Annotated in this window: 18 protein-coding genes and 5 pseudogenes; 16 read left to right on the top strand and 7 right to left on the bottom strand. The window is 67.6% G+C overall.

Annotated elements, in window-relative coordinates:
- Positions 1–2 precede the first annotated feature (2 nt).
- The 5 genes and pseudogenes from DL544_RS20750 to DL544_RS20730 all read left to right on the top strand — a co-directional run bounded on the left by DL544_RS20750 (position 3) and on the right by DL544_RS20730 (position 4950).
- Positions 3–737, top strand: a complete 735-nt coding sequence (locus DL544_RS20750) for a suppressor of fused domain protein (RefSeq protein WP_053498802.1) — start codon at positions 3–5, stop codon at positions 735–737.
- A 45-nt stretch (positions 738–782) separates the two neighbouring features.
- Positions 783–1748 carry an NAD-dependent epimerase/dehydratase family protein gene (locus DL544_RS20745; protein ID WP_005420382.1) on the top strand — a complete coding sequence of 322 codons (966 nt, stop codon included), beginning with the start codon at positions 783–785 and terminating at the stop codon, positions 1746–1748.
- 90 nt (positions 1749–1838) lie between these two features.
- Complete coding sequence (locus tag DL544_RS20740; RefSeq protein WP_005420380.1) at positions 1839–2561, top strand: glycosyltransferase family 2 protein; 723 nt, start codon at positions 1839–1841, stop codon at positions 2559–2561.
- On the top strand, positions 2561–2908 hold the full coding sequence (locus DL544_RS20735; protein WP_019661748.1) for a lipid-A-disaccharide synthase N-terminal domain-containing protein: 348 nt from the start codon (positions 2561–2563) through the stop codon (positions 2906–2908). Before DL544_RS20740 ends, DL544_RS20735 begins: the two co-directional genes overlap by 1 nt.
- A 264-nt stretch (positions 2909–3172) precedes the next feature.
- Positions 3173–4950: pseudogene (locus DL544_RS20730) on the top strand (DUF885 domain-containing protein).
- 94 nt (positions 4951–5044) lie between these two features.
- Here DL544_RS20730 and DL544_RS20725 read toward each other — a convergent pair.
- From DL544_RS20725 to DL544_RS20705, 5 genes and pseudogenes are all read right to left on the bottom strand, one after another.
- A pseudogene (locus DL544_RS20725) lies at positions 5045–8253 on the bottom strand (efflux RND transporter permease subunit).
- Between the two features lie 10 nt (positions 8254–8263).
- Entirely contained in the window at positions 8264–9469 is a 1206-nt protein-coding gene (locus tag DL544_RS20720; RefSeq protein WP_139728012.1) for an efflux RND transporter periplasmic adaptor subunit, read from the bottom strand.
- A complete protein-coding gene (locus DL544_RS20715) occupies positions 9466–10719 on the bottom strand; it encodes a TolC family protein (protein WP_139728010.1) in 1254 nt (417 codons plus the stop codon). The genes DL544_RS20720 and DL544_RS20715 overlap by 4 nt, the downstream gene beginning before the upstream one ends.
- Before the next feature lie 64 nt (positions 10720–10783).
- A pseudogene (locus tag DL544_RS22675) lies at positions 10784–11113 on the bottom strand (hypothetical protein); the annotation flags it as partial.
- A gap of 203 nt (positions 11114–11316) precedes the next feature.
- The gene (locus DL544_RS20705) at positions 11317–11706 is read right to left on the bottom strand and encodes a RidA family protein (protein ID WP_065177819.1); all 390 of its coding nucleotides are present in this window, start codon (positions 11704–11706) and stop codon (positions 11317–11319) included.
- Between the two features lie 108 nt (positions 11707–11814).
- Here DL544_RS20705 and DL544_RS20700 point away from each other — a divergent pair, with 108 nt between their 5' ends.
- Positions 11815–12708 carry a LysR family transcriptional regulator gene (locus DL544_RS20700; protein WP_139728008.1) on the top strand — a complete coding sequence of 298 codons (894 nt, stop codon included), beginning with the start codon at positions 11815–11817 and terminating at the stop codon, positions 12706–12708.
- Between the two features lie 143 nt (positions 12709–12851).
- The gene (gene dnaQ, locus DL544_RS20695) at positions 12852–13361 is read left to right on the top strand and encodes a DNA polymerase III subunit epsilon (protein WP_065177821.1); all 510 of its coding nucleotides are present in this window, start codon (positions 12852–12854) and stop codon (positions 13359–13361) included.
- Positions 13362–13374: 13 nt separating this feature from the next.
- On the opposite strand, the gene DL544_RS20690 is transcribed toward dnaQ, so the two are convergent.
- Positions 13375–14589: a glycosyltransferase gene (locus DL544_RS20690; RefSeq protein WP_065196788.1), complete on the bottom strand. Its 1215-nt coding sequence runs from the start codon at positions 14587–14589 to the stop codon at positions 13375–13377.
- Between the two features lie 280 nt (positions 14590–14869).
- Between DL544_RS20690 and rpmB the strand changes: the two genes are divergently transcribed.
- The 9 genes and pseudogenes from rpmB (at position 14870) to DL544_RS20645 (ending at position 23095) form a co-directional block, all read left to right on the top strand.
- A complete protein-coding gene (rpmB, locus tag DL544_RS20685) occupies positions 14870–15106 on the top strand; it encodes a 50S ribosomal protein L28 (protein WP_005411638.1) in 237 nt (78 codons plus the stop codon).
- 10 nt (positions 15107–15116) lie between these two features.
- Positions 15117–15284: a 50S ribosomal protein L33 gene (rpmG, locus tag DL544_RS20680; RefSeq protein WP_169411268.1), complete on the top strand. Its 168-nt coding sequence runs from the start codon at positions 15117–15119 to the stop codon at positions 15282–15284.
- A 483-nt stretch (positions 15285–15767) separates the two neighbouring features.
- Positions 15768–16016 carry a hypothetical protein gene (locus DL544_RS20675; protein WP_005420350.1) on the top strand — a complete coding sequence of 83 codons (249 nt, stop codon included), beginning with the start codon at positions 15768–15770 and terminating at the stop codon, positions 16014–16016.
- A 125-nt stretch (positions 16017–16141) separates the two neighbouring features.
- The gene (cls, locus tag DL544_RS20670) at positions 16142–17560 is read left to right on the top strand and encodes a cardiolipin synthase (RefSeq protein WP_065177824.1); all 1419 of its coding nucleotides are present in this window, start codon (positions 16142–16144) and stop codon (positions 17558–17560) included.
- Between the two features lie 45 nt (positions 17561–17605).
- The gene (locus tag DL544_RS20665) at positions 17606–19027 is read left to right on the top strand and encodes an FAD/NAD(P)-binding protein (RefSeq protein WP_139728006.1); all 1422 of its coding nucleotides are present in this window, start codon (positions 17606–17608) and stop codon (positions 19025–19027) included.
- A 9-nt stretch (positions 19028–19036) separates the two neighbouring features.
- Positions 19037–21228 (top strand): annotated as a pseudogene (uvrD, locus tag DL544_RS20660) (DNA helicase II).
- A gap of 118 nt (positions 21229–21346) precedes the next feature.
- Positions 21347–21673 carry a low molecular weight protein tyrosine phosphatase family protein gene (locus tag DL544_RS20655; RefSeq protein ID WP_065177827.1) on the top strand — a complete coding sequence of 109 codons (327 nt, stop codon included), beginning with the start codon at positions 21347–21349 and terminating at the stop codon, positions 21671–21673.
- 217 nt (positions 21674–21890) lie between these two features.
- Positions 21891–22444 (top strand): annotated as a pseudogene (locus DL544_RS20650) (hypothetical protein).
- A 204-nt stretch (positions 22445–22648) separates the two neighbouring features.
- Positions 22649–23095, top strand: coding sequence for a universal stress protein (locus tag DL544_RS20645; RefSeq protein WP_005420335.1), 447 nt, complete (start codon positions 22649–22651; stop codon positions 23093–23095).
- A 173-nt stretch (positions 23096–23268) separates the two neighbouring features.
- Here the strand turns inward: DL544_RS20645 and DL544_RS20640 are convergent, their stop codons facing one another.
- On the bottom strand, positions 23269–23553 hold the full coding sequence (locus DL544_RS20640; protein WP_005420332.1) for a DUF2782 domain-containing protein: 285 nt from the start codon (positions 23551–23553) through the stop codon (positions 23269–23271).
- Positions 23554–23573 lie beyond the last annotated feature (20 nt).

Genomic DNA, 23573 nt, shown 5'->3' with positions numbered 1-23573 from the left:
ACATGAGCAACGACTACGAAGACGTCAGCCCGGACGGCACCCAGATACTGGTACATCGCCGTGAGAAGGACTTTGTGCTCGCCATCGGCGAAGAACGGCACATCGAGGCGATCAGTGCTCACATCGAACACCACCTGGGACCGGTGTCCGGTGTCTTCCATGAAATCATCTCCGACCTGGTGCACATCGACGTGCACGTGGTGCCGGCCAATGACCACTGCCCGTACCTGCGCCTGGTCACCTCCGGCATGAGCGACCTGCCGATGACCGTGCCCGCCGAGGTGGATGCGGACGTGCCGCGCTACATGGAACTGATGGTGACCCTGCCGGCCGACTGGCCGATCACGCAGGACGCCTTCGAGGATGAGCGCAACTACTGGCCAGTGCGCCTGCTGAAGGGCATGGCGCGGTTGCCGCACGAGTACGACACGTGGCTGGGCTTCGGCCACACCATTCCCAACGGCCATCCCAGCGAGCCCTATGCGCCGGGCGTGGGTTTCGACGGTGCCATCGTGCTGCCGCCGGTGACCGCCCCGGAGGACTTCGCCACGCTGGAGCTGGAGGATGGCAATACCATCAGCTTCATGAGCCTGGTTCCGCTGTACCCCGAAGAGATGGACCTGAAGCTGAAGAAGGGCGCCGACGCCCTGCTCGACCGCTTCGATGCGAAACAGATCAACGATGTGATCGAGCCCGGCCGCACCAACGTGGCGAAGAAGCGTTTCGGTTTGTTCTGAGACCGGTAACATCAGGGGCCTGAACTTCGTTCCCAGGCCCCTGCCATGACCATCCTGCTCACCGGCGCTGCCGGCTTCATCGGTGCCTACACCGCCCGCGCGCTGCTGGAGGCCGGCCAGGCCGTGGTCGGCCTGGACAACTTCAACGATTACTACGACCCGCAGATCAAGCGTGACCGCGTGGCCGCGCTGTGTCCGGCGCTGGACCTGCGCACCCTGGACCTGACCGACCAGCAGGGCCTGGCCGCACTGTTCGACGAGGTGCGGCCGACCGCGGTGATCCACCTGGCCGCGCAGGCCGGCGTGCGCTATTCGCTGGAAAACCCGCATGCCTACGTCGACAGCAACCTGGTCGGCTTCGTCAACATGCTCGAGTTGTGCCGCCACCGTGGCGTGCAGCACCTGGTGTATGCCTCCAGCAGTTCGGTCTACGGCGATTCGGCCACGCCGCCGTTCTCCGAAGACCAGCGCGTGGACCAGCCACGCTCGCTGTACGCGGCGACCAAGGCGGCCAACGAGCTGATGGCCTACACCTACGCGCAGCTGTACGGCCTGCATGCCACCGGGCTGCGATTCTTCACCGTGTATGGCCCGTGGGGCCGGCCGGACATGGCACCGCTGCTGTTCTCGCGCGCGGTGCTGGCCGGTCGGCCGATCGACGTGTTCAACGAAGGCCGCATGCAGCGCGATTTCACACATGTCTCCGACATCGTATCCGGTATCCTCGGCGCCCTCGCGCATCCGGCCGACGGTCCGGTGCCGCACCGGGTGTTCAACCTCGGCAACCATACACCGGTCGAGCTGGAGCGCTTCATCAGCGTGATCGAGCAGGCCGCCGGCCGCCCTGCGCAGAAGGTCTACAAGCCCATGCAGCCCGGCGACATGGTGCGCACGATGGCCGATACCCGGCGCGCACATGACGCTTTCGGCTTCGATGCGGTGACCCCGATCGAACAAGGCCTGCCGCCTGTGGTGCAGTGGTGCCGCGAGTATTTTGGCGATCGCGCCTGAGGACGGATCCTCACGCCGCCGGGTTCATCTTCGGATAACCTCGGTTTCGGAGAATGCGCGGTCTTTGTCCCCCCTTTGGCCGAGTGCCTTATGAGCCAACCCGAGCTTTCCGTTGTCGTCCCGGTGTTCAACGAGCGCGACAATGTTGCCCCGCTGGTCGCCGAAATCACCGCTGCGCTGCGTGGCCGGCTGCCGTTCGAGATCGTCTACATCGACGACCACTCGCGTGATGACACCCTGGCGGTGCTGCAGGGATTGAAGGCAACCACCCCGGAACTGCGCGTGCTGCACCATGTGAACCAGAGCGGGCAGAGCACGGCGGTGCGCACCGGCGTCAAGCACGCGCGCGCGCCGTGGATCGCCACCCTGGATGGCGATGGCCAGAACGATCCGGCCGATATTCCCAAGCTGCTTGCCGCACGCGACGCCGCCGAGGCGCAGGTGAAGCTGTTCGCCGGCTGGCGCGTCAACCGCCAGGACAGCGGCAGCAAGCGCTGGGCCAGCAAATGGGCCAACGCCATCCGTGCGCGCATGCTGCGCGACGACACGCCCGACACCGGTTGCGGCATCAAGCTGTTCGAACGCAGCGCGTTCCTCGACCTGCCGTACTTCGACCACATGCACCGTTACCTGCCGGCGCTGATGCAGCGTGCCGGCTGGAAGACCACCAGCGTGCCGGTCAATCACCGCCACCGTACCGCCGGCGTGTCCAAGTACAACAACCTCGGCCGCGCGCTGGTCGGCATCCGCGACCTGCGTGGCGTAGCCTGGCTGATCACCCGAAGCAAGCGCACCGCGGTGGAGGAGCGCTGATGGATCTGGAGCTGCACTGGCTGGATCAGCCCCTGACCTGGCTGTACTGGACCGGCCTGCATGTGACCGGCTGGAAGCTGATCGGCTACACCGGCGCACTGATGTTCGGCGGCCGCTGGCTGGTCCAGTTCATCGCCTCCAAGCGCGCCGGCAAACCCGTCATCCCGCGCCTGTTCTGGTACATGAGCGTGCTCGGCAGCCTGATGACCCTGAGCTACTTCCTGTTCTCGGCCAAGCAGGACTCGGTGGGTGTACTGCAGAACCTGTTCCCGGCGTTCACCGCGCTGTACAGCCTGCACCTGGACATCAAGCACCGCGGCTGGAAGCGGGACAAGGCCAGTCACTGAGGCTGCGGGGTCGGATCCCTTTCCACTGGAAAGGGCTCTGACCCCTGTCAGGATCCCGGCGCATCCTCGCATGGCGTGGATCTACTGCATGTTCAGCGGCGGTGCCCTGTCGGCGCTGGGTTTCCCCGTGTGCCAACCAAGGTTGGCATCTACCAGAGCGGCCGGTTCCCGGTCCTGCCTGCGCTGCAGGCAGGACCTTCGTCCCATGCCATGGGCCGTGGGCGGTGCCATGATCGGGGTCTGCCTTCCCGGGAACCTGTGCTCGTGAAAACCCGTCTTGCCGTTGCCCTGTTGATCGCCCTGTCCGCCCCCACCGTGGCCCTGGCCGCTGCGCCCGCCGCCGCCGCCGCCGCGCCCGCCAGCGTGGCCACCGAATCGCCCGCGGATGCCGCCTTCCGCGCGCTGTACGAGAAGGAATGGAAGTGGCGCCAGCAGGGAGGTGGTGAAGCCAGCGAGGACGAAGACGCCCCGGCCAACGCCACCCGCATGCCTGACGTCGGCCCGGCCGCGCAGCAGGCGCGTCTGAAGGTGTGGGACGAGACCCTGGCCGCACTGAAGAAGATCGACCCGAAGACCCTGTCGCCGGACAACCAGGTCAACTACGCGATCTATCGCGACCAGGTGTTCAACCTGGCCGAAGAGACGCGCCTGCGCGGCTACGAAATGCCGTTCAACGCCGATTCCTCGTTCTGGTCCAACCTGTCCTTCATGGCCCGGCGCGAGATGAAGACCGTGCAGGACTACCAGAACTACATCGCACGGCTGAACGATGTGCCGCGTTACTTCGGCCAGCAGACCGAGAACATGCGCGCCGGCCTGAAGCGCGGCTTCAGCGTGCCGCGCGCGTGCTGGATGGCCGCGAAGTGTCCATCGCCACCGTTGCCGAGCTGAAGGACCCGACCGAATCGCCGCTGTACGCGCCGTTCAAGAAGCTGCCCAACAGCATCCCGGCCGCCGAACAGGCCAGGCTGCAGGCGCAGGCGCGTGAAGCGATCAGCGGCAAGGTGGTGCCGGCGTTCCAGCAGCTGCGCACCTTCTTCGTCAACGAGTACGTGCCGCAGGCGCGCACCACCCTGGCCGCCGAAGCGATGCCCGATGGCAAGGCCTACTACAGGCAGCAGATCCACGAGTACACCACGCTGGACCTGTCGCCGGACGAGATCCACCGCATCGGCCTGGAGGAAGTCGCACGCATCCAGGGCGAGATGAACGACATCATCAAGCAGGTGAAGTTCAAGGGCAGCTTCGCCGAGTTCCTGACCTTCCTGCGTACCGATCCGCAGTTCTATGCGAAGACGCCGGAAGAGCTGCTTTCGCGCGCCGCGTGGATTTCCAAGCGGGCGGACGGCCAGCTCGGCAAGTACATGACGTTGCCGCGCGCGCGCTTCACCATCGTGCCGGTGCCACCGGACATTGCACCGTTCTGGACGGCCGGCCGCGGTGGCATGGGTACCTACTGGCTCAACACCTACAACCTGCCCTCGCGCCCGCTGTACAACCTGCCGGCACTGACCCTGCATGAATCCGATCCGGGCCATTCGCTGCAGGGCGCGATCGCCGCCGAGCAGAAGAACCTGCCCGAGTTCCGCCGCAACGCCTACATCTCCGCCTATGGCGAAGGCTGGGCGCTGTACTGCGAGAAGCTGGGCGTGGAGATGGGCATCTACGAAACCCCGTACGAGGATTTCGGCCGCCTGACCTACGAGATGTGGCGCGCCGCGCGCCTGGTGATCGACACCGGCGTGCACAGCAGGGGCTGGACCCGCGAGCAGGCGCTGGCCTACCTGCGTGACCACACCGCGCTGAGCGAGCATGAAGTGACCACCGAAGTGGACCGCTACATTTCCTGGCCGGGCCAGGCGCTGAGCTACAAGCTGGGCGAGATCGCCATCGTGCGCCTGCGTGCGCAGGCCGAGAAGGAGCTGGGCGACAAGTTCGACATCAAGGGCTTCCACGACACCCTGCTCAAGCAGGGCTCGGTGCCGCTGCCGGTGCTGGAACAGCAGATCCAGGCCTACATCGCCGAGCGCAAGAAGGCCTGACCGGTACCGGGTAGTGCCGGCCGCTGGCCGGCAATCCGACCCGGTCACGGGTCGGATCCCTTTCCCGTGGAAAGGGCTCCGACCCCCTCTCACCTCACCCCACCGCCCGCGGCTTGGCCACGCGTGCCGCAAACGTCGGCAGCACCAGCAGGGTCAGCACGGTGGCGGTGATCAGGCCACCGATCACCACCGTCGCCAGCGGTTTCTGCACTTCCGCGCCGGAACCGCTGGCGATCGCCATCGGAATGAAGCCGACGATCGCCACAAGCGCCGTGGTCAGCACTGCTCGGATGCGGCTGGAGGCACCGTTGATCGCCGCCTGCAGCGGCAGGTCGCCGGCATCCAGGCGTTCGCGGATCGCCTGCATCAGCACCAGGCCATTCAAGGTCGCCACGCCGGACACGGCGATGAAGCCGACCGCTGCCGATACCGAGAACGGCATGCCCCGCAGCAGCAGCGCGAGGATGCCGCCGACCAACGCCAACGGCACGCAGCTGAACACCAGAATGGCTTCCTTGCCGCTGCGCAGGGCCATGAACAGCAGGCTGCCGATCAGCAGGAACACTACCGGTACCACCGTCGCCAGCCGCTTTTCCGCGCGCTGCAGGTTCTCGAACTGGCCACCCCAGGTCAGGTAGGCACCCGGCGGCAGTGCCACGTCGGCTACCGCGGCCTGCGCTTCGCCGACGAAGCCGCCCAGGTCGCGGCCACGCACGTTGGCCTGCACCACCACGCGGCGGCTGCCGTTGTTGCGGCTGATCTGGTTCGGCCCTTCGCTGACCGTGATGCGCGCAACCGACGACAGCGGAATCACCAACCCCGACGGCGTGGCGATCGGCAGCGAGGCCAGCTGGTCCGGATCGTTGCGCGCGGCATCGTCCAGGCGCACCACCACGTTGAAGCGGCGGTCGCCTTCGAAGATCTTGCCCGCCGCAGTACCGCCGATGCCGGTGGACAGTGCATCACTCACATCCGCCGCAGTCAGCCCATACTGCGCCGCCGCCACATGATCGATCGCCACGTTCAGCGTGGGCAGGCCGGAGATCTGTTCCACCCGCACGTCGGCCGCGCCATCCACCGCACGCAGCTTCAGCGCCACCTGGTCGGCCACCTTCTGCAGCTGGCCGAAGTCATCGCCAAAGATCATTACGGCCAGGTCGGTACGCACGCCGGAAATCAGCTCGTTGAAGCGCAGCTCGATCGGCTGGCTGAACTCGAAACTGTTGCCCAGCTGCTGCCCGGCCAGCTTTTCGAAACGGGCCACCAGCGCGTCCTTGGCCAACTTCGGATCGGGCCAGTCCTTGCGTGGCTTCAGCACGATCACGCTGTCGGAGATGTTGGTCGGCATCGGATCGATCGCCGCCTCGGCGGTACCGGTACGCGAGAACACGGTCTCCACTTCCGGCTGCTTGGCAATCACCTTTTCCAACGCCAGTTGCATGGCCAGTGACTGCTCCAGCGACGTCGACGGCACGCGCAACGCCTGCATCGCCACGTTGCCTTCGTCCAGCGTCGGCATGAACTCGCGGCCCAGCATCGAGAACGAGCCGATGCCCACCACCACCATCATCACCGCACTGGCCACTACCGTGCGCGGATGCGCCACGGCCTTGCGGATCACCGGCTCGATGCGCGCGCGCAGCACGCGTATCAGCCTGGTCTCGTGCTCGCCGTCGTCCGCATGTGCATCTGCGTCCTTCGGCTTCGGCTCGCGCACCAGCAGCGCCGTCATCGCCGGCACGAAGGTGAAGGAGAACAGGAAGGCACCGACCAGGGCCAGCATGAAGGTCGCCGCCATCGGGTGGAACGTCTTGCCCTCCACACCTTCCAGGGTGAGGATCGGCGCGAACACCAGCAGGATGATCAGCTGGCCGAACGCCGCCGGGCGCGCCATCTTCAGCGCGGAATCGGCGGCCACGCGCAGCCGTTCCATCGCGGTCAGCGCCCGGCCCAGTTCGGCGCGGCGCTGGCCCAGCATCAGCAGCGTCGACTCGACCACGATCACCGCACCGTCCACCAGGATGCCGAAGTCCAGTGCACCCAGGCTCATCAGGTTGCCGCTGATGCCGAAGCGGTTCATGCCGATCACCGCGAACAGGAACGACAGCGGAATCACCAGCGCGGTGATGGTGGCCGCGCGCAGGTTGCCCAGCAGCAGGAACAGCACCACCACCACCAGCAGCGCGCCTCGGTGAGGTTCCGGGCCACGGTCTTGATGGTGGAATTGACCAGCACACTGCGGTCCAGCACCGGTGCGGCCACGATGTCGGCCGGCAGCGACGTGTTCACCTGTTCCAGACGTGCGGCTGCGGCCTGCGCCACGGTGCGGCTGTTGCCACCGGCAATCATCAGCGCGGTGCCCAGCACGGCCTCGTGGCCGTTGCGGCTGGCTGCACCCAGGCGCGGCGCGCGGCTCAGTTCCACGGTGGCTACATCGGCCACGCGTACCACCACGCCATTGCGGGTGGCCACCGGCGCCTGTGCAAGATCCTCGGTGGTCAGCGCCAGGCCATCGGCACGCACCACCAGGCCTTCACCGGCCCGCTGCACGAAGCCGGCGCCGGCCTGCACGTTGGAGCGCTGCAGCGCGGTAACCAGGTCGGCCAGGCCGAGGCCATGCGCGGCCAGTTTGGCGCTGTCCGGATGCACGCCGTATTCCTTGACGTAGCCGCCGACCGTATCGACACCGGCCAGCCCCGGGCTGGAGCGCATCTGCGGCGCGATGATCCAGTCCTGCACTGTGCGCAGGTAGGTCGCGCGCTCTTCCGGCGTGCGCAGCAGGTTGCCTTCCGGCGTGCGGTAGACCTCGCCGGCCTGCCAGCCGGCTTCACCGGGCTTGGCCAGCCTGGTCGGATCGAACGCGGTGAAGTCCACCGTCCACATCAGCACCTCGCCGAGGCCGGTGGTGACCGGCGACAGCATCGGCGACGCACCATCGGGCAGGTCTTCCGATGCCTCGCGCATGCGTTCGGCCACCTGTTGGCGGGCGAAGTAGATGTCGGTGGCATCGGTGAAGATCGCGGTGACCTGCGAGAAGCCATTGCGCGACAGCGAACGCGTGGTGGTCAGGCCGGGAATGCCGGCCAGCGCGGTTTCCAGCGGATAGGTCACCTGCCGTTCGATCTGCTCCGGGGTCAGCGCCGGGGCCACCGTGTTGATCTGCACCTGGCGGTTGGTGATGTCCGGCACGGCGTCGATCGGCAGCTTGCCCAGCTGGAACAGGCCCACGGCGGCGATCAGCGCCGCCATGAACACCACCAGCCAGCGGTGGCGCACCGCTGTTTCAATGATCAGCTTGAACATGATCGCCTCCTCAGTGGCCGTGCTCGGCTTCGCCCTTGGCCAGCTCGGCCTTGAGCAGGAAGGCGTTGGCACCGACGATGCGCTCGTTGCCACTCAGGCCACCGAGGATCTCGATGCGGTCACCGGCACGGCGCCCGGCCAGCACTGGCTGCGCCTTGAAGCCACCTTCGACGGCGACGAACACCGCGCTGCTTCCATCGACGTTCTGCACCGCATCGGCGGGCACGCTGAGCGAGCCGTCCTGGCCTTCGGTGACCACCACGGCCGATACCGGCGAACCGGCCGGCGGCAGCGATGCATCCACCGGCGTGGCGCGGATCACTGCGACGCCGCCCTGCTGCCGTACATCGGCGGCCGAACCGGTGACGGTAGCGGTGAAGCTGCCACCCGGCACGCTCACTTCCAGCTTCATGCCGGGCATGACCTGTGCAGCCAGCGCTGGCGGTGCGGTGAACACCAGCTCGTTCATCGACGGGTCGGCGACGTCGGCCACCGCACTGCCGGCGGCGACCACACCGCCCGGCGTGACCTGCACGTTGCCGACGATGCCGGCCACCGGGCTGGTGATGCGCACGCGTCCACTGGCATCGGGCGCACCGTTGGCGGCGGCCTGTGCCTGTGCGGCAGCGGCCTGGGCCTGTGCCGCCAGCGAACGCGCACGCGAGGCTTCCAGCTCCTGGCGGGCGACCACGCCCTGGTCGACCAGGGCCTTGTCGCGGCCATAGGCCAGGCGTGCGGCCTCGGCTTCGGCGGATGCGGCCAGCGCATTGGCGCGGAACACCGCTGCCTCGCCACTGACCACGATGGCCAGCGCCTGGTTCTGTTTCACCGCCGTGCCCGGCGCGACCAGTACGCGCTCGACGCGGCCGGTCACGGTCGAGGCCACCGAGGCACGGGCACCGACCGAGGGTTCCACCCGACCGGCGAGGCGGGTGGAACCGCCACCGCCGTGACCGACGGCAACCACTTCGATACCGGACGCCTTGATCTGCTCAGGGGTCAGCGGTACCACGCCTTCATCGGTGTCTGCCGGCGTCTTCGCGGATTCGGCCTTGGCTTCCTTGCTGCCGGGCGCGTGGCCATGGCTGTCGTCGGTGCCGGCCTTGGTCGCAGCGGGGTCTTCATTGGCAGGTGTCTGCGCGTTGCCAGCGCAGCCGGCCAGCAGCACAGTCAGCAGCATGCCGCCGATCAGCGGAAAAGTACGGGAGAGAGTCATGGGGCCTCCACAAAGGGTGCGCGCCCTTCAAGGCGGGCAAGATCGATTTCCGCGCCGACGCGCGACAGGCGCGCATCCACGGCGGCGGCACGGGCGGCGATAAGAGCGCTGCGCGTGCTGCGCAGTTCCAGCTGCGAGATGCGTCCGGCGTCGAAGCCGATGCGGGCCAGGCGATACGCCTCTTCGGCGGCGACCACGCTTTCATCGGCGGCGCGGGTTCGGCTGCCGGCGGCCTTCAAACCGGCCACGGCGGAGAGGCGTGCCGCCTCGCTGTCGCGGCGCTGCTGGTCCAGGCGCGCTTCGGCCGCGCGCTGGTCGGCATTGGCGGCGCGGATGCCACCGCGGTTGCGGTCAAACAGCGGGATGCTGAGGCTGAGCCCGAGGTTGTAGGCACGCTCGCCGCCCTCGCGGAAGCGGGTCTGCGCGGCGGTGACGCTGAGGTCGGGCAGGGCGCGCTTGCGCTCCACCTCGGCCAGTTTGCCCGCCGCATCGGCTTCGGCTTCAGCGATGCGCACTGCCAGTGCGGTATCGGTGGCACCGCGTGGCAGCGGCGGCGCACGGTCGAGCAGGCTGTCGCCGATCGACTGCACCGGCGCATCCAGCAGTGCAGCACCGGCCAGGCGGGCCAGCGCGGCATCGCGGAAGGCCTGCGCTTCATCCAGCGCGGCGTTGGCGTTGGCCACTTCGCTCTGCGCCTGCACCGCGCGCAGTTGCGGTTCGCGGCCCTGCTTGACCATCGCGTTGACGGCGTTGGCGTCATCGCGGGTGAGGCTCAGTGCCTCTTCGGCCAGGGTGTAGCGGCGCAGTGCACTTTCCGCCTGTGCGTAGACCACCGCCAGCTGGCTGGCCACATCGCTGCGGCTCTGCGTGCCACGCAGGTTGGCCGCCTGTGCCTCGGCGCGGGCCGCACGGACGCGCGCGCCGCGCTGGCCCCAGACCTCCAATGGCTGGGACAGGGTAAGCACGCTGTCGGCCTTGCCCATGCCGCCATAGGAACCGGTGCCCCAGGCGTTCTCGGCCGACCAGGACAGGGAAGGGTTGGGCAGTGCGCGGGCCTGGTCGGCGCGCGCGTCGGCGGCCTCGGCCAGCGCCGCACCGACGCGGGTACCGGGCAGCTGGTCCAGGCGTTCAAGCAGGGTGTCGTAGGAAGGGGCGGCTTGCGCCATCACCGATGCCGCCGGGGCCAGGCCCAGCAACACGGCGACGACCCGCCCGGCCGCACGCAGCGACCGAGGTGTCAGGATCGACATAGGGGGATTCCGGTTGTGAGTGAAACGGGAGCCCGCAATCGCGGGACGCGCTCAACTCACGCCCGGGGGGACGCGTCAATTCATCCTGGGCGACCGCATAGGTCGCCGCGTCGCCGGCATTCATCCAGCGCGCCGGCAGCGGCGCACCGAAGGCGGCGAGGGTGCTGGCCGGCAGGCTCAGGTTGGAGTGGTGGCAGTGGTTGTGGCTGCAGGCACCGGCGTGCTTGCTGTCACTGTCACCCTCGGCATCGTTGGCGTTGCTTTCCACGTGCACCGCAGTGGTGTCGTGCGGTTCGACCGCGCAGGCCAGCACGTCGGCCACCGGCACGACCACGAACGCCGCCATCAGCAGCATCATCAGGTACGTACGCAGTTGGCGGGTGATCCGGCGCATGGAAGGGAGGCTAGCAAGCGATTTTCGCCGGATACAATATCAATGGCCGCCTCGGGAATTCGTCGGAATCTCCCGTTCAGGTGGAGGGCCTGGGGGCATCCTGCCCTGGTGGGTGCGGACCTCCTGCCTTGGTGGGTGTCGACCTTGGTCGACACGCCTTTCGACCCCACCGCGTTGCCGGCCAGCGGCCGGCACTACCCGTATCACGGCAGCTTCGCGATCACCTTGATCTCGAACTGGAACCCATACAGCCAGGTCACACCGATACCGGTCAGGGTCGGGTGCGGCGCCTCGCCCCAGTACTCGGGCACGATCGCCCAGGCCTTTTCGAAGTTCTTCTCCGGGTCGACCAGGAACACGGTCACGTCGATCACGTCATCGAACGTGCAGCCTGCGGCAGCCAACACCGCATTGAGATTCTCGAAGGCGCGGCGCACCTGCGCCTCGAAATCCGGCTCGGGCGAGCCGTCTTCGCGGCTGCCGACCTGGCCGGAGACGAACAGGAAGCCATTGGATCGGATCGCCGGCGAGTAGCGGTTGCGCTCGTACAGGGCCTGGCGGCCGGTGGGGAAAACGACATCACGCTGTGACATGGGAAGGAATCCGTGGGAGAGAACGCCATCCTCCGCGCCAGTGCTGTCTGGATAAACCGCGATGATCAGCCTAGATTGATTGCCAATCCCAAACAATCATGGCCCGCCATGGACCGTTTCGAGGCGATGCGGGCCTTTGCCCGGGTTGTGGAAACCGGCAGCTTCACCCGCGCCGCGCAGACCCTGCAGATCAGCCGCACCACGGTCACCCAGCTGGTGCAGCAGCTGGAGGCACACCTGCGGCTGCGCCTGCTCAACCGCACCACGCGCCGGGTCAGCGTCACCGCCGACGGTGCGGCCTACTACCCGCGCATCGCCCGCCTGCTGGCCGAGCTGGAAGAGGTGGAGGGCGGGCTGGGTGACGCAGCCAGCCAGCCGCGCGGCCGCCTGCGGGTGGATGTGCCCGGACCCTACGCGCGGTTGCGGCTGGTGCCGGCACTGCCGGATTTCCAGGCGCGCTACCCGGAGATCCAGCTGGACATCGGCGTCAGCGACCGCGAGGTTGACGTCATCGCCGACAACGTCGACTGCGTGATCCGCGGCGGCACCCCGGCCGACCCGGCGCTGGTGGCGCGGCCGCTGGCGGCGCTGCCGATCGGTTTCCACGCCAGCCCCGGCTATGTGCAGCGTTTCGGCTTGCCGACCGATCCGCGCGCGCTGGAAGGGCCGGACCACCACACGGTCGGCTTCCTCAGCCCGCGCAGTGGCCGGGCGAGAGTATTCAGCGCACAGCGCGGCGATGAGCGCGTAGAAGTGCAGGGCCGCTACACGGTCGGTTTCGACGACGGCAACGCCTATCTGGCGGCGGCGCTGGCGGGGCTGGGCGTGGTCGCGCTGCCCAGCTACATGGCCGCGCCGCACGTGGCGCGCGGCGAATTGCTGCCGCTGCTGCAGGACTGGCGGCTTCCACCCATGCCGATGCATGTGATGTTCCCGCCGAACCGGCACATGAGCCAGCGGCTGCGGGTGTTCATCGATTGGTTGGTGGAAGCGTTGGGGTGATGCACACGCACCTGTAGAGCCGAGCCCACGCTCGGCTGCTTCTGGCATCACCAAGCCCGCGCTACGCGCGCCAGCCGAGTGTGGGCCCGGCTCTACCGGCATGCGAAAATCACCACAGCACGTAACAGGAAACATCGCCACGCATGAGTCGCATCGTCGCACTGGATACCGAAACCACCGGCATCTCCCACCGCCTGGGGCACCGGGTGATCGAAATCGGTGCCGTCGAACTGATCGACGGCCAGCTCAGCGGCCGCCAGTTCCACACCTACCTGCAGCCGCAGCGCAAGGTGGACTGGGGCGCACAGCGCGTGCATGGCATCAGCGATGCGATGCTGGTGGGCAAGCCGCTGTTCTCCAGCAAGGCCGCCGAACTGCTGGACTTCCTGCGCGGCAGCGAGATGGTCGCGCACAACGCCACCTTCGACGTGGGTTTCCTGGACAACGAGCTGCGCCTGGCCGGCATTCCCGGCACGCTGGCCCAGCACTGCCGCATCACCTGCAGCCTGAAGCTGGCGCGCGGGCGCTGGCCCGGCCAGGGCAACAAGTTGGACGATGTGCTGCAGCGCCTGCGCATCCCCGGCAACCGGGGCCTGCACGGTGCGCTCAAGGATGCCCATCTGCTGGCCCAGGTGATTCCGCACCTGCGCTGAGGCTTGCCCGCTGTTACATCGGACGTAACCAGCGCTCGATCATCGCCACGCCACAGGCCACCCCGTCTTCATCGCTCATCGCCACGCCCAGGGCCGCCGCGCGCGCGCGTACTGCGTCGGCTTCTGCGAAGGTGATGGCTGCTGCCAGCGTTGCTGCATCCAGTCGCTTCGGTGACAACGGTGCCGGTGCCACGCCCAACCGACACAGGCGATCGGCCCAGAAGAACTGATCCGCAGCGAACGGCATCACCAGCGAGGGAATGCCGGCCCGGCAGGCCGAATGCGTGGTGCCGCTGCCACCGTGGTGGATGGCGAGTGCGCAACGCGGGAACAGCGCTTCGTGTGGGGTCGGCCCCAGTACGAAGACCGAATCGGGCAAGCGCATCGCAGGCAGTCCCACCCAGCCAGGAAACAGCAGTACCCGGCGTGGCGCCAGCGCCTGCAGCAAGGCCGGCAGCACGCGTTCGCGATCAAAGCCGGTCATGCTGCCGAAGCCAAGGTAGACCGGCGGCGGGCCGGCATCAAGGAAGGCCCGCAGATCGGCCGGGGGCGCCCAGGGCGCATCAGGAAGCCGCCATTGGCCACAGACGATGTGGTCGGCCGGCCAGTCCGCCGGTGGCGGCAGCAGCTGCGGTGAGATGCCATAGAGCATCGGCAGGCCGGACCACAGCGCGCGGCGCGGCGATTGCCCCAACTGCTGGCGTGCCGCGTTGATCGGCCGGCGGAACTGGCGCCAGATCAGGCCGTTGACCCACCCGTAGCTGGCCCGGTTCAACCAGCCCGGCGAGCGTCCGGGCGGCAGGAACGGGGAGCGGAAGGCGCGCGTCGGGGTCAGCGGAATCATGCCGCTGCCGATGACGGGAATCCTGCGGCGTTCGCCCACGCTCATGCCGACGAAGGCCGCCAGGCCACCGGTCAGAATCGCATCGCAGCCTTCGGCGGCGGCATCGGCCTGGCGCATCCAGCCGCTGACATGCTGCAGCGCCATCCGTGCCAGGCCGGTACTGGCGGCGGCAACGCCGTTGCCACGCGAGACCAGTGCGACCACGTCGTCATGGATGTCACCTTCAAGGGCCGCGTGGGGCACATCCAGTGCCTGCGCGCTGCCCAAGGTGCCGCCATCGGCCAGTAGCGTCACCTCGTGGCCCGCGCCGATCAGCCCATGGCAGAGCATGGCCAGGGGACGTGTGTCGCCTTCGGTTCCGTAGGTCAGGGCCAGCAGCCGCATGGGAAGCTCCGCAGTGGTCCGGGCCAGTATGGCGGCTGGCGCAGGGTCCGGCCTGCCGTGTTCAGTCCCCGGCCTGTGGGTAACTTGCGCAAGTGCTTGAACCGGTGCATAATGCGCGGCTCGCTGTGTCCGGTTTTCTACCGGGCGGCGCCCCTGGGAGCACGTCCCCGGCCGCCCAACGCCAGCGTAACCCTTTGATTCTCTTGACGTGTGGTGGGCAACCATCGAGGCCGCCGTCTCCCGGGCTACGGGCTGACAACTACTATTATCGAGGTGCGCAATGTCCCGCGTATGCCAGGTTTCCGGCAAGCGAGTGCAGACGGGTAACAACGTCTCGCACGCCAACAACAAGACCCGTCGTCGTTTCCTGCCGAATCTGCACGAGCGCCGTTTCTGGGTGGCCAGCGAGAACCGCTGGGTCAAGCTTCGTGTTTCCGCGCATGCACTGCGCACCATCGACAAGAACGGCATCGATTCCGTTCTGGCTGAGCTGCGTGCGCGCGGCGAAAAGGTCTGAGGAGTAAAGCATCATGGCAGGCAAGCGCGATAAGGTCCGTATGATTTCCTCGGCCGGTACCGGCCACTTCTACACCACGGACAAGAACAAGAAGAACACCCCGGGGAAGATGGAATTCCTGAAGTACGATCCGGTCGTGCGCAAGCACGTCCTGTACAAGGAAGGCAAGATCAAGTAATCCGCACGGATTGCTGATCCCCGCGAAGAAACCCGCCCTTGTGGCGGGTTTTTTCATGTCTGGCACTTCCCCCTGGTGGGTGCCGACCCTGGTTGGCACTGCCGCACTCCCTGCGCACGCTGTCGCCAATGACGCCCTGCGCGGAATGATGGGCCGAATGCGATAAGTGATTGTGTCTACCGGTTCCGGCTCTTCGCGCGCTCCAAATCAATTGGAACGACGGGCCCTGCCGTGCCCATGATGGCAAGCCGCTGCGGTTGCAGTGGCCGGGCTTGCAATCCCGTGAAGTCAATCAATCAGTAGACTCGCCAGCCGTCGCCGGAGATCCCTCCGGCGACGGTTGGTGACCTATCCGCCTCTATGGCGGACGGTGCGAGGGGGCCTTGCGCCCGCCGGTTCGTTTGCTGATTGATTGCTTCCCGGTATTGCAACCACGCATCGTCCGCCACCTTCACGGTGGCCAGATCCGTTGAAGGAGGTTGCATGAACACCCCGTCACACCGGCAGGACCTGGAACTGGGCTGGCTGCGCCTGCAGCGCATGCTGCAAGGCATCGAGGGCATGGCGCTGCTGCTGTGCGACCACCATCTGGCACTGGCCAACGGTGCGCCGTCGCCGCTGCCGGAGGCGCAGCTGGAGCGGGCCGCACAGGCCATTGCCTGCATGGCGCTCAACGGCCGCCGCCATGCCGATTCGGTACGCCAGCTGTGCGAGGTGCCGGTGCGGCATTGAACCATCCTGTAGAGCCGAGCCCACGCTCGGCTGCTCTGCGGTCGGGCCGAAAGGCAGTCGAGCATGGCTCGACTCTACAAAGGCCGCTGGGCAGAATGGCCCATCACCTCCCGACGGGCGACACGATGCTGTTCGAGTGGTTGCTGGGTTCGTACCTGCTGCTGATCGACTGGCTGATCCGGCTGGTTGCGCTGTGCTGGATCCCCACCCGCACCACGCCGGGGGCGGCGCGCAGCTGGCTGTTGCTGGTCGGCTTCGTGCCGCTGCTGGGCCTGCCGCTGTACCTGCTGTTCGGCCACCCATGGCTGTCGCGCGAGCGCATCCGCCGCCAGGCCGAGGCCTCGCAGGTCATCCGCGAGGAACAGGCGCTGCAGCATCGCCTGCGCTGGACACCGCAGCCGGACACCGCCAGCGCCGAGATCGTGCCGCTGGTGCAGCGCCAGGGCGACTTCATGCCGGTGCACGGCAACGCGGTCGACCTGCTGACCGACTACGACGAATCGCTGCACACGCTGATCACCGACATCGACCAGGCCGAAGACCGCGTGCACCTGTTGTACTACCTGATGTTCGATGACGCGGTGGGCGAGGCGATCGTCGAGGCCCTGCAGCGAGCGGCTGCACGCGGCGTGCAGTGCCGTGTGCTGCTCGACGCGGTGGGCGCCAAGCGTGGCCTGCGCGCCTATCGCAAGCGCCTGCAGGCGCGCGACATCGAGGTACGCGCGATGCTGCCCGGTGGCCTGCGCTGGCGCCGCAGCGGGCGCATGGATCTGCGCAACCATCGCAAGATCGCGGTGATCGACAACGAAGTGGCCTATGTCGGTTCGCAGAACCTGGCCGGCCCGCAGTTCGTGCCCGGCCACCCGAACCGCGAGCTGGTGGCGCGCGTGCGTGGCCCGGCAGTGGCGCACCTGGAAGCAGTGTTCGCCAGCGACTGGTACATGGAAACCGGCCAGCGCCTGGACGTGATCGCCGATGTGCCCGAGTGCAGCGACGACATCGCCACCCAGCTGCTGCCAAGCGGCCCGGCCTATCCGTACAGCAATGCGCGCGATGCGGTGGCGGCGCTGATCCACCTGGCACGGCGACGGCTGGTGATGGTCACGCCATATTTCGTGCCTGACGAAGCTACGCTCAGCGCGTTGCGCATTGCGGCCTTGTCCGGTGTGCAGGTGCAGCTGATCCTCTCGGCCAGCAACAACCAGCGGCTGACCTCGTGGGCGCAGGAGGCGTACTACGACGAGCTGCTGCGCTGTGGCGTGCGCATCGCGCTGTACGAGCCGCAGTTCCTGCACGCCAAGCACATGAGCGTGGACGAGGACATCGCCGTGCTCGGCTCGATCAACATGGACATCCGCTCATTCGCGCTGAATGCCGAGATCGGCCTGGTCTGCTACGACCGCGCGCTGGTGCAGCAGCTGTGTGCGATCGAGGATGGCTACCTGCGCGAGTCGCGGCAGCTGGACCTGCAGCAGTGGCGCAGCCGCCCCACGTGGCGGCGCAGCCGCGAAGGCATCGCACGGCTGGCCGATGCGTTGATGTGAGGCGGCGGCAATCGCCCGCTTCGGCAACCCGGCCCGTCATCGCCGATGGCCTACAATCGGCGCATGACTGATTCACCGCGTAATGGCGAACTGGACCTGGCAATCATCGGTGGTGGTGCGGCCGGGGTGCTGGTGGCGATCCAGGTACTGCGCCAAGCCAAGGCGCCACTGGCGTTGGCCATTCTCGAACCGGCTTCGCAGCTGGCCCAGGGCATCGCCTATGCCACGCCGTGGCCGGAGCACCTGCTGAACGTGCCGGCGGCGAAGATGAGTGCGTTTGCCGACCAGCCCGGCGATTTCCTCGACTACCTGATGGCCGCCAACGCCTACCCGGGCGAGGCGCGCGAGGTGCTGGGCGAGCGCTACGTGTGCCGCCACTACTATGCCGCCTACCTGCAGCAGCGCCTTCGGGAGGCCGCCGCGGCCAGCCCGGCGCAGCTGCGGGTGATCGCGCAGCCGGTGCTGGGCCTGCAGCCGGATGACCATGGCTACCGCTTGCCACTGGGCGATGGCCAGGCGCTGCATGCCGCGCAGGCGGTGCTCGCCACCGGCAACAGCATGCGGCCGCTGCCGGTGGCCGGTGCCGAGGCACTGCCCGCCGATGATGTGATCGAGGCCTGGGACTACGACGGCGTGCGTACCCTGGCCGGCGAGCAGGCCGTGGCCATCGTCGGGTCTGGCCTGAGCATGGCCGACACTGTGCTGGCACTGGTCGCCGCCGGCCACACCGGCCCGCTGCACGTGATCTCGCGCCATGGCCTGCTGCCGCTGCCGCATGCGCATGGCGGCCTGCCCACGTTCGACCCGGCCACGCTGTTGCCGATGCGCCTGCGCCAGCGCCTGCGCGCGTTGCGCGGGTTTGCGCGCCAGGCACAGGCCGACGGCCTGCCGTGGCAGGGCGTGATGGACCGCATACGCCCGCATGGGCAGGCGCTGTGGTGCAGCCTCGACGCGGCCGACCAGCGCCGCTTCCTGCGCCATGGGGTGCGCTATTGGGACGTGCATCGCCATCGCATTGCCGAAGAGGTCGACGCGCAGCTGAAGGCGCTGCGCGACAGCGGCCAGCTGCGCATCCACCGGTCCCGCCTGCAACGCGTCTGGCGCGAAGGCAACGCCCTGCAGCTCTCCGGCCACGATGCCGGCGGCAATGAACAGCACTGGGCCATTGCCGGCGTGGTCAACGCCACCGGCGTGGAAACCCGCGCCGGCGCGCTGCGCAATCCGTTGCTGCAACAGCTGCAGGCCGAGGGCCTGGCACGCCCCGGCCCGCATGGGCTGGGCCTGGACAGCACGGTGCCGGGCGACCGCCTGCGTGCTGCCGGTGGCCAGCCGCAGGCACGGCTGGGCGTGCTCGGCAGCCTGCGCATCGGCAGCCTGTGGGAAAGCCTGGCGGTGCCTGAACTGCGTCAGCAGGCGCAGGCGCTGGCCAGCCAGGTGGTCGCAGGAGCCGCGACGGCGATGCCGTAAAATGGAGGCATGGATGTCTCCCACCTGCTTGATGGCCTGAACCCGGCCCAGCGCGAAGCCGTCTCCGCTCCCCCGGCCACCACCTGGTGCTGGCCGGTGCCGGTTCCGGCAAGACCCGCGTACTCACCCACCGCATCGCCTGGCTGCATGAAGTCGATGGCGTGCCGACCCACGGCATTTTCGCGGTGACCTTCACCAACAAGGCGGCCGGCGAAATGCGCCACCGCATCGACGCCCAGCTGCCTCATGGCAGCCGTGGCATGTGGATCGGTACCTTCCACGGCCTGGCCAACCGCCTGCTGCGCCTGCACTGGCAGGACGCCAAGCTGCCAGAAGGCTTCCAGGTGATGGACTCGGACGACCAGCTGCGGCTGGTCAAGCGCGTGGTGCAGGCGCTGGAGCTGGACGACGGCAAGTACCCGCCCAAGCAGATCGCGTGGTGGATCAACGCGCAGAAGGACGAGGGCCGCCGCCCGCAGCACATCCAGCCCGAACCGCACGACGCGTGGCTGGAAACCATGCGCCAGGCCTACATCGAATACCAGGCGCGCTGCGACCGCGCCGGCCTGGTCGACTTCGCCGAGCTGCTGCTGCGCGCGCATGAACTGCTGCGCGACAACCCGGCCCTGCTGGCGCATTACCGCGCCCGCTTCCGCGAAATCCTGGTGGACGAGTTCCAGGACACCAACGCCATCCAGTACGCCTTCGTGCGCGTGCTGGCCGGCGATTCCGGCCACGTGTTCGTGGTCGGCGACGATGACCAGGCCATCTACGGCTGGCGCGGTGCCAAGGTCGAGAACGTGCAGGGCTTCCTGCGCGACTTCCCGGGTGCGCAGACCATCCGCCTGGAGCAGAACTACCGCTCCACCGCCAACATCCTCGGCGCCGCCAACGCGGTGATCGCGCACAACCCGGATCGCATCGGCAAGCAGCTGTGGACCGACAGCGGCGACGGCGAGCCGATCGACCTGTATGCGGCGTACAACGAGATGGACGAGGCGCGCTACATCGTCGAGCGCGCCCGCCAGTGGGTGCGCGACGGTGGCAGTTACACCGAAGTGGCCGTGCTCTATCGCAGCAACGCGCAGTCGCGCGCGCTGGAAGAAGCGCTGCTGAGCGAGCAGGTGCCGTACCGCGTGTATGGCGGCATGCGCTTCTTCGAGCGTGCCGAAATCAAGGACGCGCTTGCCTACCTGCGCCTGCTGTCCAACCGCAATGATGACGCCGCTTTCGAGCGCGCGGTCAACACGCCCACCCGGGGCATCGGCGACCGCACGCTGGACGAAGTGCGCCGCGAGGCGCGCGCGCAGGGCATTTCGTTGTGGGAAGCGACGATGCTGGTCACCCAGGGCAGCGCGCTGGCCGCACGTGCGCGCAATGCACTGGCCGGCTTCCTGGGGCTGGTCAACGAGCTGCAGGCCCAGACCGTGCACATGACCCTGGCCGAGCGCGTGGACCACGTGCTGGCCCGCTCGCAGCTGCGCGAGCACTGGAGCAAGGAAAGCCGCAATTCGCTGGATTCGGAATCGCGTACCGACAACCTCGACGAACTGGTCTCGGTGGCGTCGCGCTTCGTGCGCCGCGCCGACGACATCGAGGAAGTGGGCGAGGACATGGACGAGCTGGTCGCGTTCCTGGCCTATGCCGCGCTGGAGGCCGGTGAAGGCCAGGCGCAGGCGGGCGAGGACGGCGTGCAGCTGATGACCCTGCACTCGGCCAAGGGCCTGGAATTCCCGCTGGTGTTCCTGGCAGGCATGGAAGACGGCCTGTTCCCGAGTGCACGTTCGCTGGAGGAAAGCGGGCGGCTGGAGGAAGAGCGTCGGCTGGCCTACGTCGGCATCACCCGCGCGCGCCAGAAGCTGGTGCTGAGCTATGCCGAATCGCGCCGCATCCACGGCCAGGACAACTACAGCCTGCCATCGCGCTTCCTGCGCGAGATTCCGCGCGAGCTGCTGCACGAAGTGCGCCCGAAGGTGCAGGTCTCGCGACCGGCCTCGCTGGGCAGCAGCCGGGTGATGGGCCATGCCTCCATCGAGTTGCCACCGATCAAGCTCGGCGCACTGGTCACCCATCCCAAGTTCGGCGAAGGCATGGTGACCGACTACGAAGGCAACGGCGCCCACGCCCGCGTGCAGGTCGAGTTTGCCGACGCGGGGAGCAAGTGGCTGGTGATGGCCTACGCCAACCTGACGGTGATCTGATCACCGTCGAGGGGCGGATCCCTCCCGCAGGGAGGGCGCTGACCCCAACGCGGTACACGTATGGGGTCGGATCCCTTTTCCGTTGGAAAAGGAATTCGACCCCGATTAGGCTGCGCTCATGACCCGCAACGTGCTCTTCCTCTGCAGCCAGAACCGCCTGCGCAGCCCTACGGCCGAGCAGGTATTTGCCGATTGGCCGGGCATCGAGACCGCCTCGGCCGGGCTGCTGGCCGACGCCGAGGAAGTGCTCAGCCCTGAGCTGCTGCAGTGGGCGGACCTGGTGTTCGTGATGGTGCGCGCCCACCGCAACCGGCTGTCCAGCCGCTACAAGGCATGGCTGAACGGCAAGCGGGTGGTCTGCCTGGATATTCCCGACGACTACGACTACATGGACCCGGTGCTGGTGGAGCTGCTGAAACGGAAAGTGCCGCCGTTCCTGCGCTGACGGGCTGTTGTAGAGCCGAGCCCACGCTCGGCTGCTTCTGGCTGGAAGAACAGCCGAGCATGGGCTCGGCTCTACAGGGGTGCGCAAAGGGCAGTCGAGCAAGCTATGCCGGTCGTCCTGACCGGCACCCTTCAGGCCGTCGCAAGCGACGTTGGCAGCGGCTCCTGCCGCTACCTTCGGCTCTACAATAGGCGGCACTTCTTCCAGGAACGCCCCCATGACCGAACCCGCGCTGCACGTCACCGTGACCTTGAATGCCCGGCTGCAGCCCGAACATCGCCACGAGCTGTTCGAAGATCCGCTCGATGCGCTGCTGCAGGCGGCCAATGTCGGCGAGATCACCGGTGGCGGCACCGCGATGTCCGACGACGGCGAGGTCGAATACGGCGATATCGAAGTGGCGCTGGTCGATGCCGATGGCGTGCCGAAGCTGATCGATCTGCTGGAACAGCTGGGTGCGCCGAAGGGCTCGAAGATCCAGGGCGCGGGTGAAGCCGATCGCAGCTTCGGCGTGACCGAGGGCCTGGGCATCTACCTGGATGGCCTGAACCTGCCGGACGAGGTCTACGAACAGTGCGATTCCAACCACGTGTTCGAGCAGCTGTCCGAGCGCATTGATGGCCTTGGCGAGATCTGCAGCTGGTGGCAGGGCCCGAGCGAGACCGCGCTGTACATGTACGGCCAATCGTTCGAGACGATGCGCGATGCGATCGCTGAATTCGTGGGCAGCTACCCCTGTGCCAGAACGCACGCGTGGTGCAGATCGCCTGAGGGCGGAAAATGTGGAGCCGAGTCATGCTCGGCTCATGCATCCGAAGCCGAGCATGGGCTCGGCTCTACAGAAGGGGGGCGGGCAAGCGGGTGGCGCGCACGGGCCGCTGCACGGCGCCGGATTGATCCTGCTCAAGGCGCCGCCTCCACATCCGGTGTGTAATGGTGTTGTTCCCATCTGGCAGACCGCCACGGAGCCCTACCATGTACAAGCGCATCCTGATTGCCACTGACGGGTCCGAGCTGGCCGACAAGGGCCTGGCCAAGGGCCTGGAGCTGGCCAAGGACCTCAATGCCGAGGTCGATATCGTGACCGTGTCCGAGCCGTGGGCCGTGGGCATGTATGACGCCATGGGCTGGAGCGTGGGCTACATGAACAGCCCGGAATACAAGGCTGACCGCGAGGAGGGCGCGCAGAAGGTGCTGCAGCCGGCGCTGGCCAAGGCCGCCGAGCAGGGCATCACGGCCAACCCGGTGCACGTGCTGGACCGCTACGCGGCCGACGGCATCATCGAGACGGCGGCCGAGCGCAACAGCGACCTGATCGTGATGACCTCGCACGGCCGCCGTGGCGTGACCCGTGTACTGCTGGGCAGCCAGACTGCCGAGGTGCTGGCGCGCAGCACGCTGCCGGTACTGGTCATCCGCTGATCCATACCCGCTGATTGAAGCGTTCCCCGGGGAGGGGACCCGACGCCGGTGCGCAGGATGCGTGCCGGCGTTGTTTTTTTGTGGGGGGATCGGCGGCCGTGCCGATGGCTTCGAGGGGGTCAGAGCCCTTTCCTGTGGAAAGGGATCCGACCCCGGTCACAACCCCGGTCACCTCACCAGCTGTACAGCTTCCAGTAGACCGGCGAGACACCGTCCTTGTCGTTGTCCATGCGGCCGTCGCCGTTCTTGTCGTACATGTAGAACGGAGCACCGCGCGACGGGGTCACCTTGACCATGCGCAGCTGGCCGGACACACGGTATTCCTCGATGGTGTCACCGTTGTCCATGGTGCGCCTGGACACATCCGCGCCCTTGACGTCCACCGGGGGAGCACCCGCGCCACCCATGCTGGCGCAGCCAGCGAGCAGGAGCAGGGAAGCCAGCATCAGGGTCTTCATCGGCGGGGGCCTTTGCCTGG

It is taken from the genome of Stenotrophomonas sp. pho (assembly GCF_006228405.1).
GTDB classification, from domain to species: domain Bacteria; phylum Pseudomonadota; class Gammaproteobacteria; order Xanthomonadales; family Xanthomonadaceae; genus Stenotrophomonas; species Stenotrophomonas sepilia.
This window is presented reverse-complemented; position numbering and strand designations above follow the sequence as displayed.

What these genes read in the sequence shown, in the direction of transcription:
- DL544_RS20750 (WP_053498802.1), top strand. Translation starts at nt 3, where the DNA reads ATGAGCAACGACTACGAAGACGTCAGCCCGGACGGCACCCAGATACTG.
- DL544_RS20745 (WP_005420382.1), top strand. Translation starts at nt 783, where the DNA reads ATGACCATCCTGCTCACCGGCGCTGCCGGCTTCATCGGTGCCTACACC.
- DL544_RS20740 (WP_005420380.1), top strand. Translation starts at nt 1,839, where the DNA reads ATGAGCCAACCCGAGCTTTCCGTTGTCGTCCCGGTGTTCAACGAGCGC.
- DL544_RS20735 (WP_019661748.1), top strand. Translation starts at nt 2,561, where the DNA reads ATGGATCTGGAGCTGCACTGGCTGGATCAGCCCCTGACCTGGCTGTAC.
- DL544_RS20720 (WP_139728012.1), bottom strand. Translation starts at nt 9,469, where the DNA reads ATGACTCTCTCCCGTACTTTTCCGCTGATCGGCGGCATGCTGCTGACT.
- DL544_RS20715 (WP_139728010.1), bottom strand. Translation starts at nt 10,719, where the DNA reads ATGTCGATCCTGACACCTCGGTCGCTGCGTGCGGCCGGGCGGGTCGTC.
- DL544_RS20705 (WP_065177819.1), bottom strand. Translation starts at nt 11,706, where the DNA reads ATGTCACAGCGTGATGTCGTTTTCCCCACCGGCCGCCAGGCCCTGTAC.
- DL544_RS20700 (WP_139728008.1), top strand. Translation starts at nt 11,815, where the DNA reads ATGGACCGTTTCGAGGCGATGCGGGCCTTTGCCCGGGTTGTGGAAACC.
- dnaQ (WP_065177821.1), top strand. Translation starts at nt 12,852, where the DNA reads ATGAGTCGCATCGTCGCACTGGATACCGAAACCACCGGCATCTCCCAC.
- DL544_RS20690 (WP_065196788.1), bottom strand. Translation starts at nt 14,589, where the DNA reads ATGCGGCTGCTGGCCCTGACCTACGGAACCGAAGGCGACACACGTCCC.
- rpmB (WP_005411638.1), top strand. Translation starts at nt 14,870, where the DNA reads ATGTCCCGCGTATGCCAGGTTTCCGGCAAGCGAGTGCAGACGGGTAAC.
- DL544_RS20675 (WP_005420350.1), top strand. Translation starts at nt 15,768, where the DNA reads ATGAACACCCCGTCACACCGGCAGGACCTGGAACTGGGCTGGCTGCGC.
- cls (WP_065177824.1), top strand. Translation starts at nt 16,142, where the DNA reads ATGCTGTTCGAGTGGTTGCTGGGTTCGTACCTGCTGCTGATCGACTGG.
- DL544_RS20665 (WP_139728006.1), top strand. Translation starts at nt 17,606, where the DNA reads ATGGCCTACAATCGGCGCATGACTGATTCACCGCGTAATGGCGAACTG.
- DL544_RS20655 (WP_065177827.1), top strand. Translation starts at nt 21,347, where the DNA reads ATGACCCGCAACGTGCTCTTCCTCTGCAGCCAGAACCGCCTGCGCAGC.
- DL544_RS20645 (WP_005420335.1), top strand. Translation starts at nt 22,649, where the DNA reads ATGTACAAGCGCATCCTGATTGCCACTGACGGGTCCGAGCTGGCCGAC.
- DL544_RS20640 (WP_005420332.1), bottom strand. Translation starts at nt 23,553, where the DNA reads ATGAAGACCCTGATGCTGGCTTCCCTGCTCCTGCTCGCTGGCTGCGCC.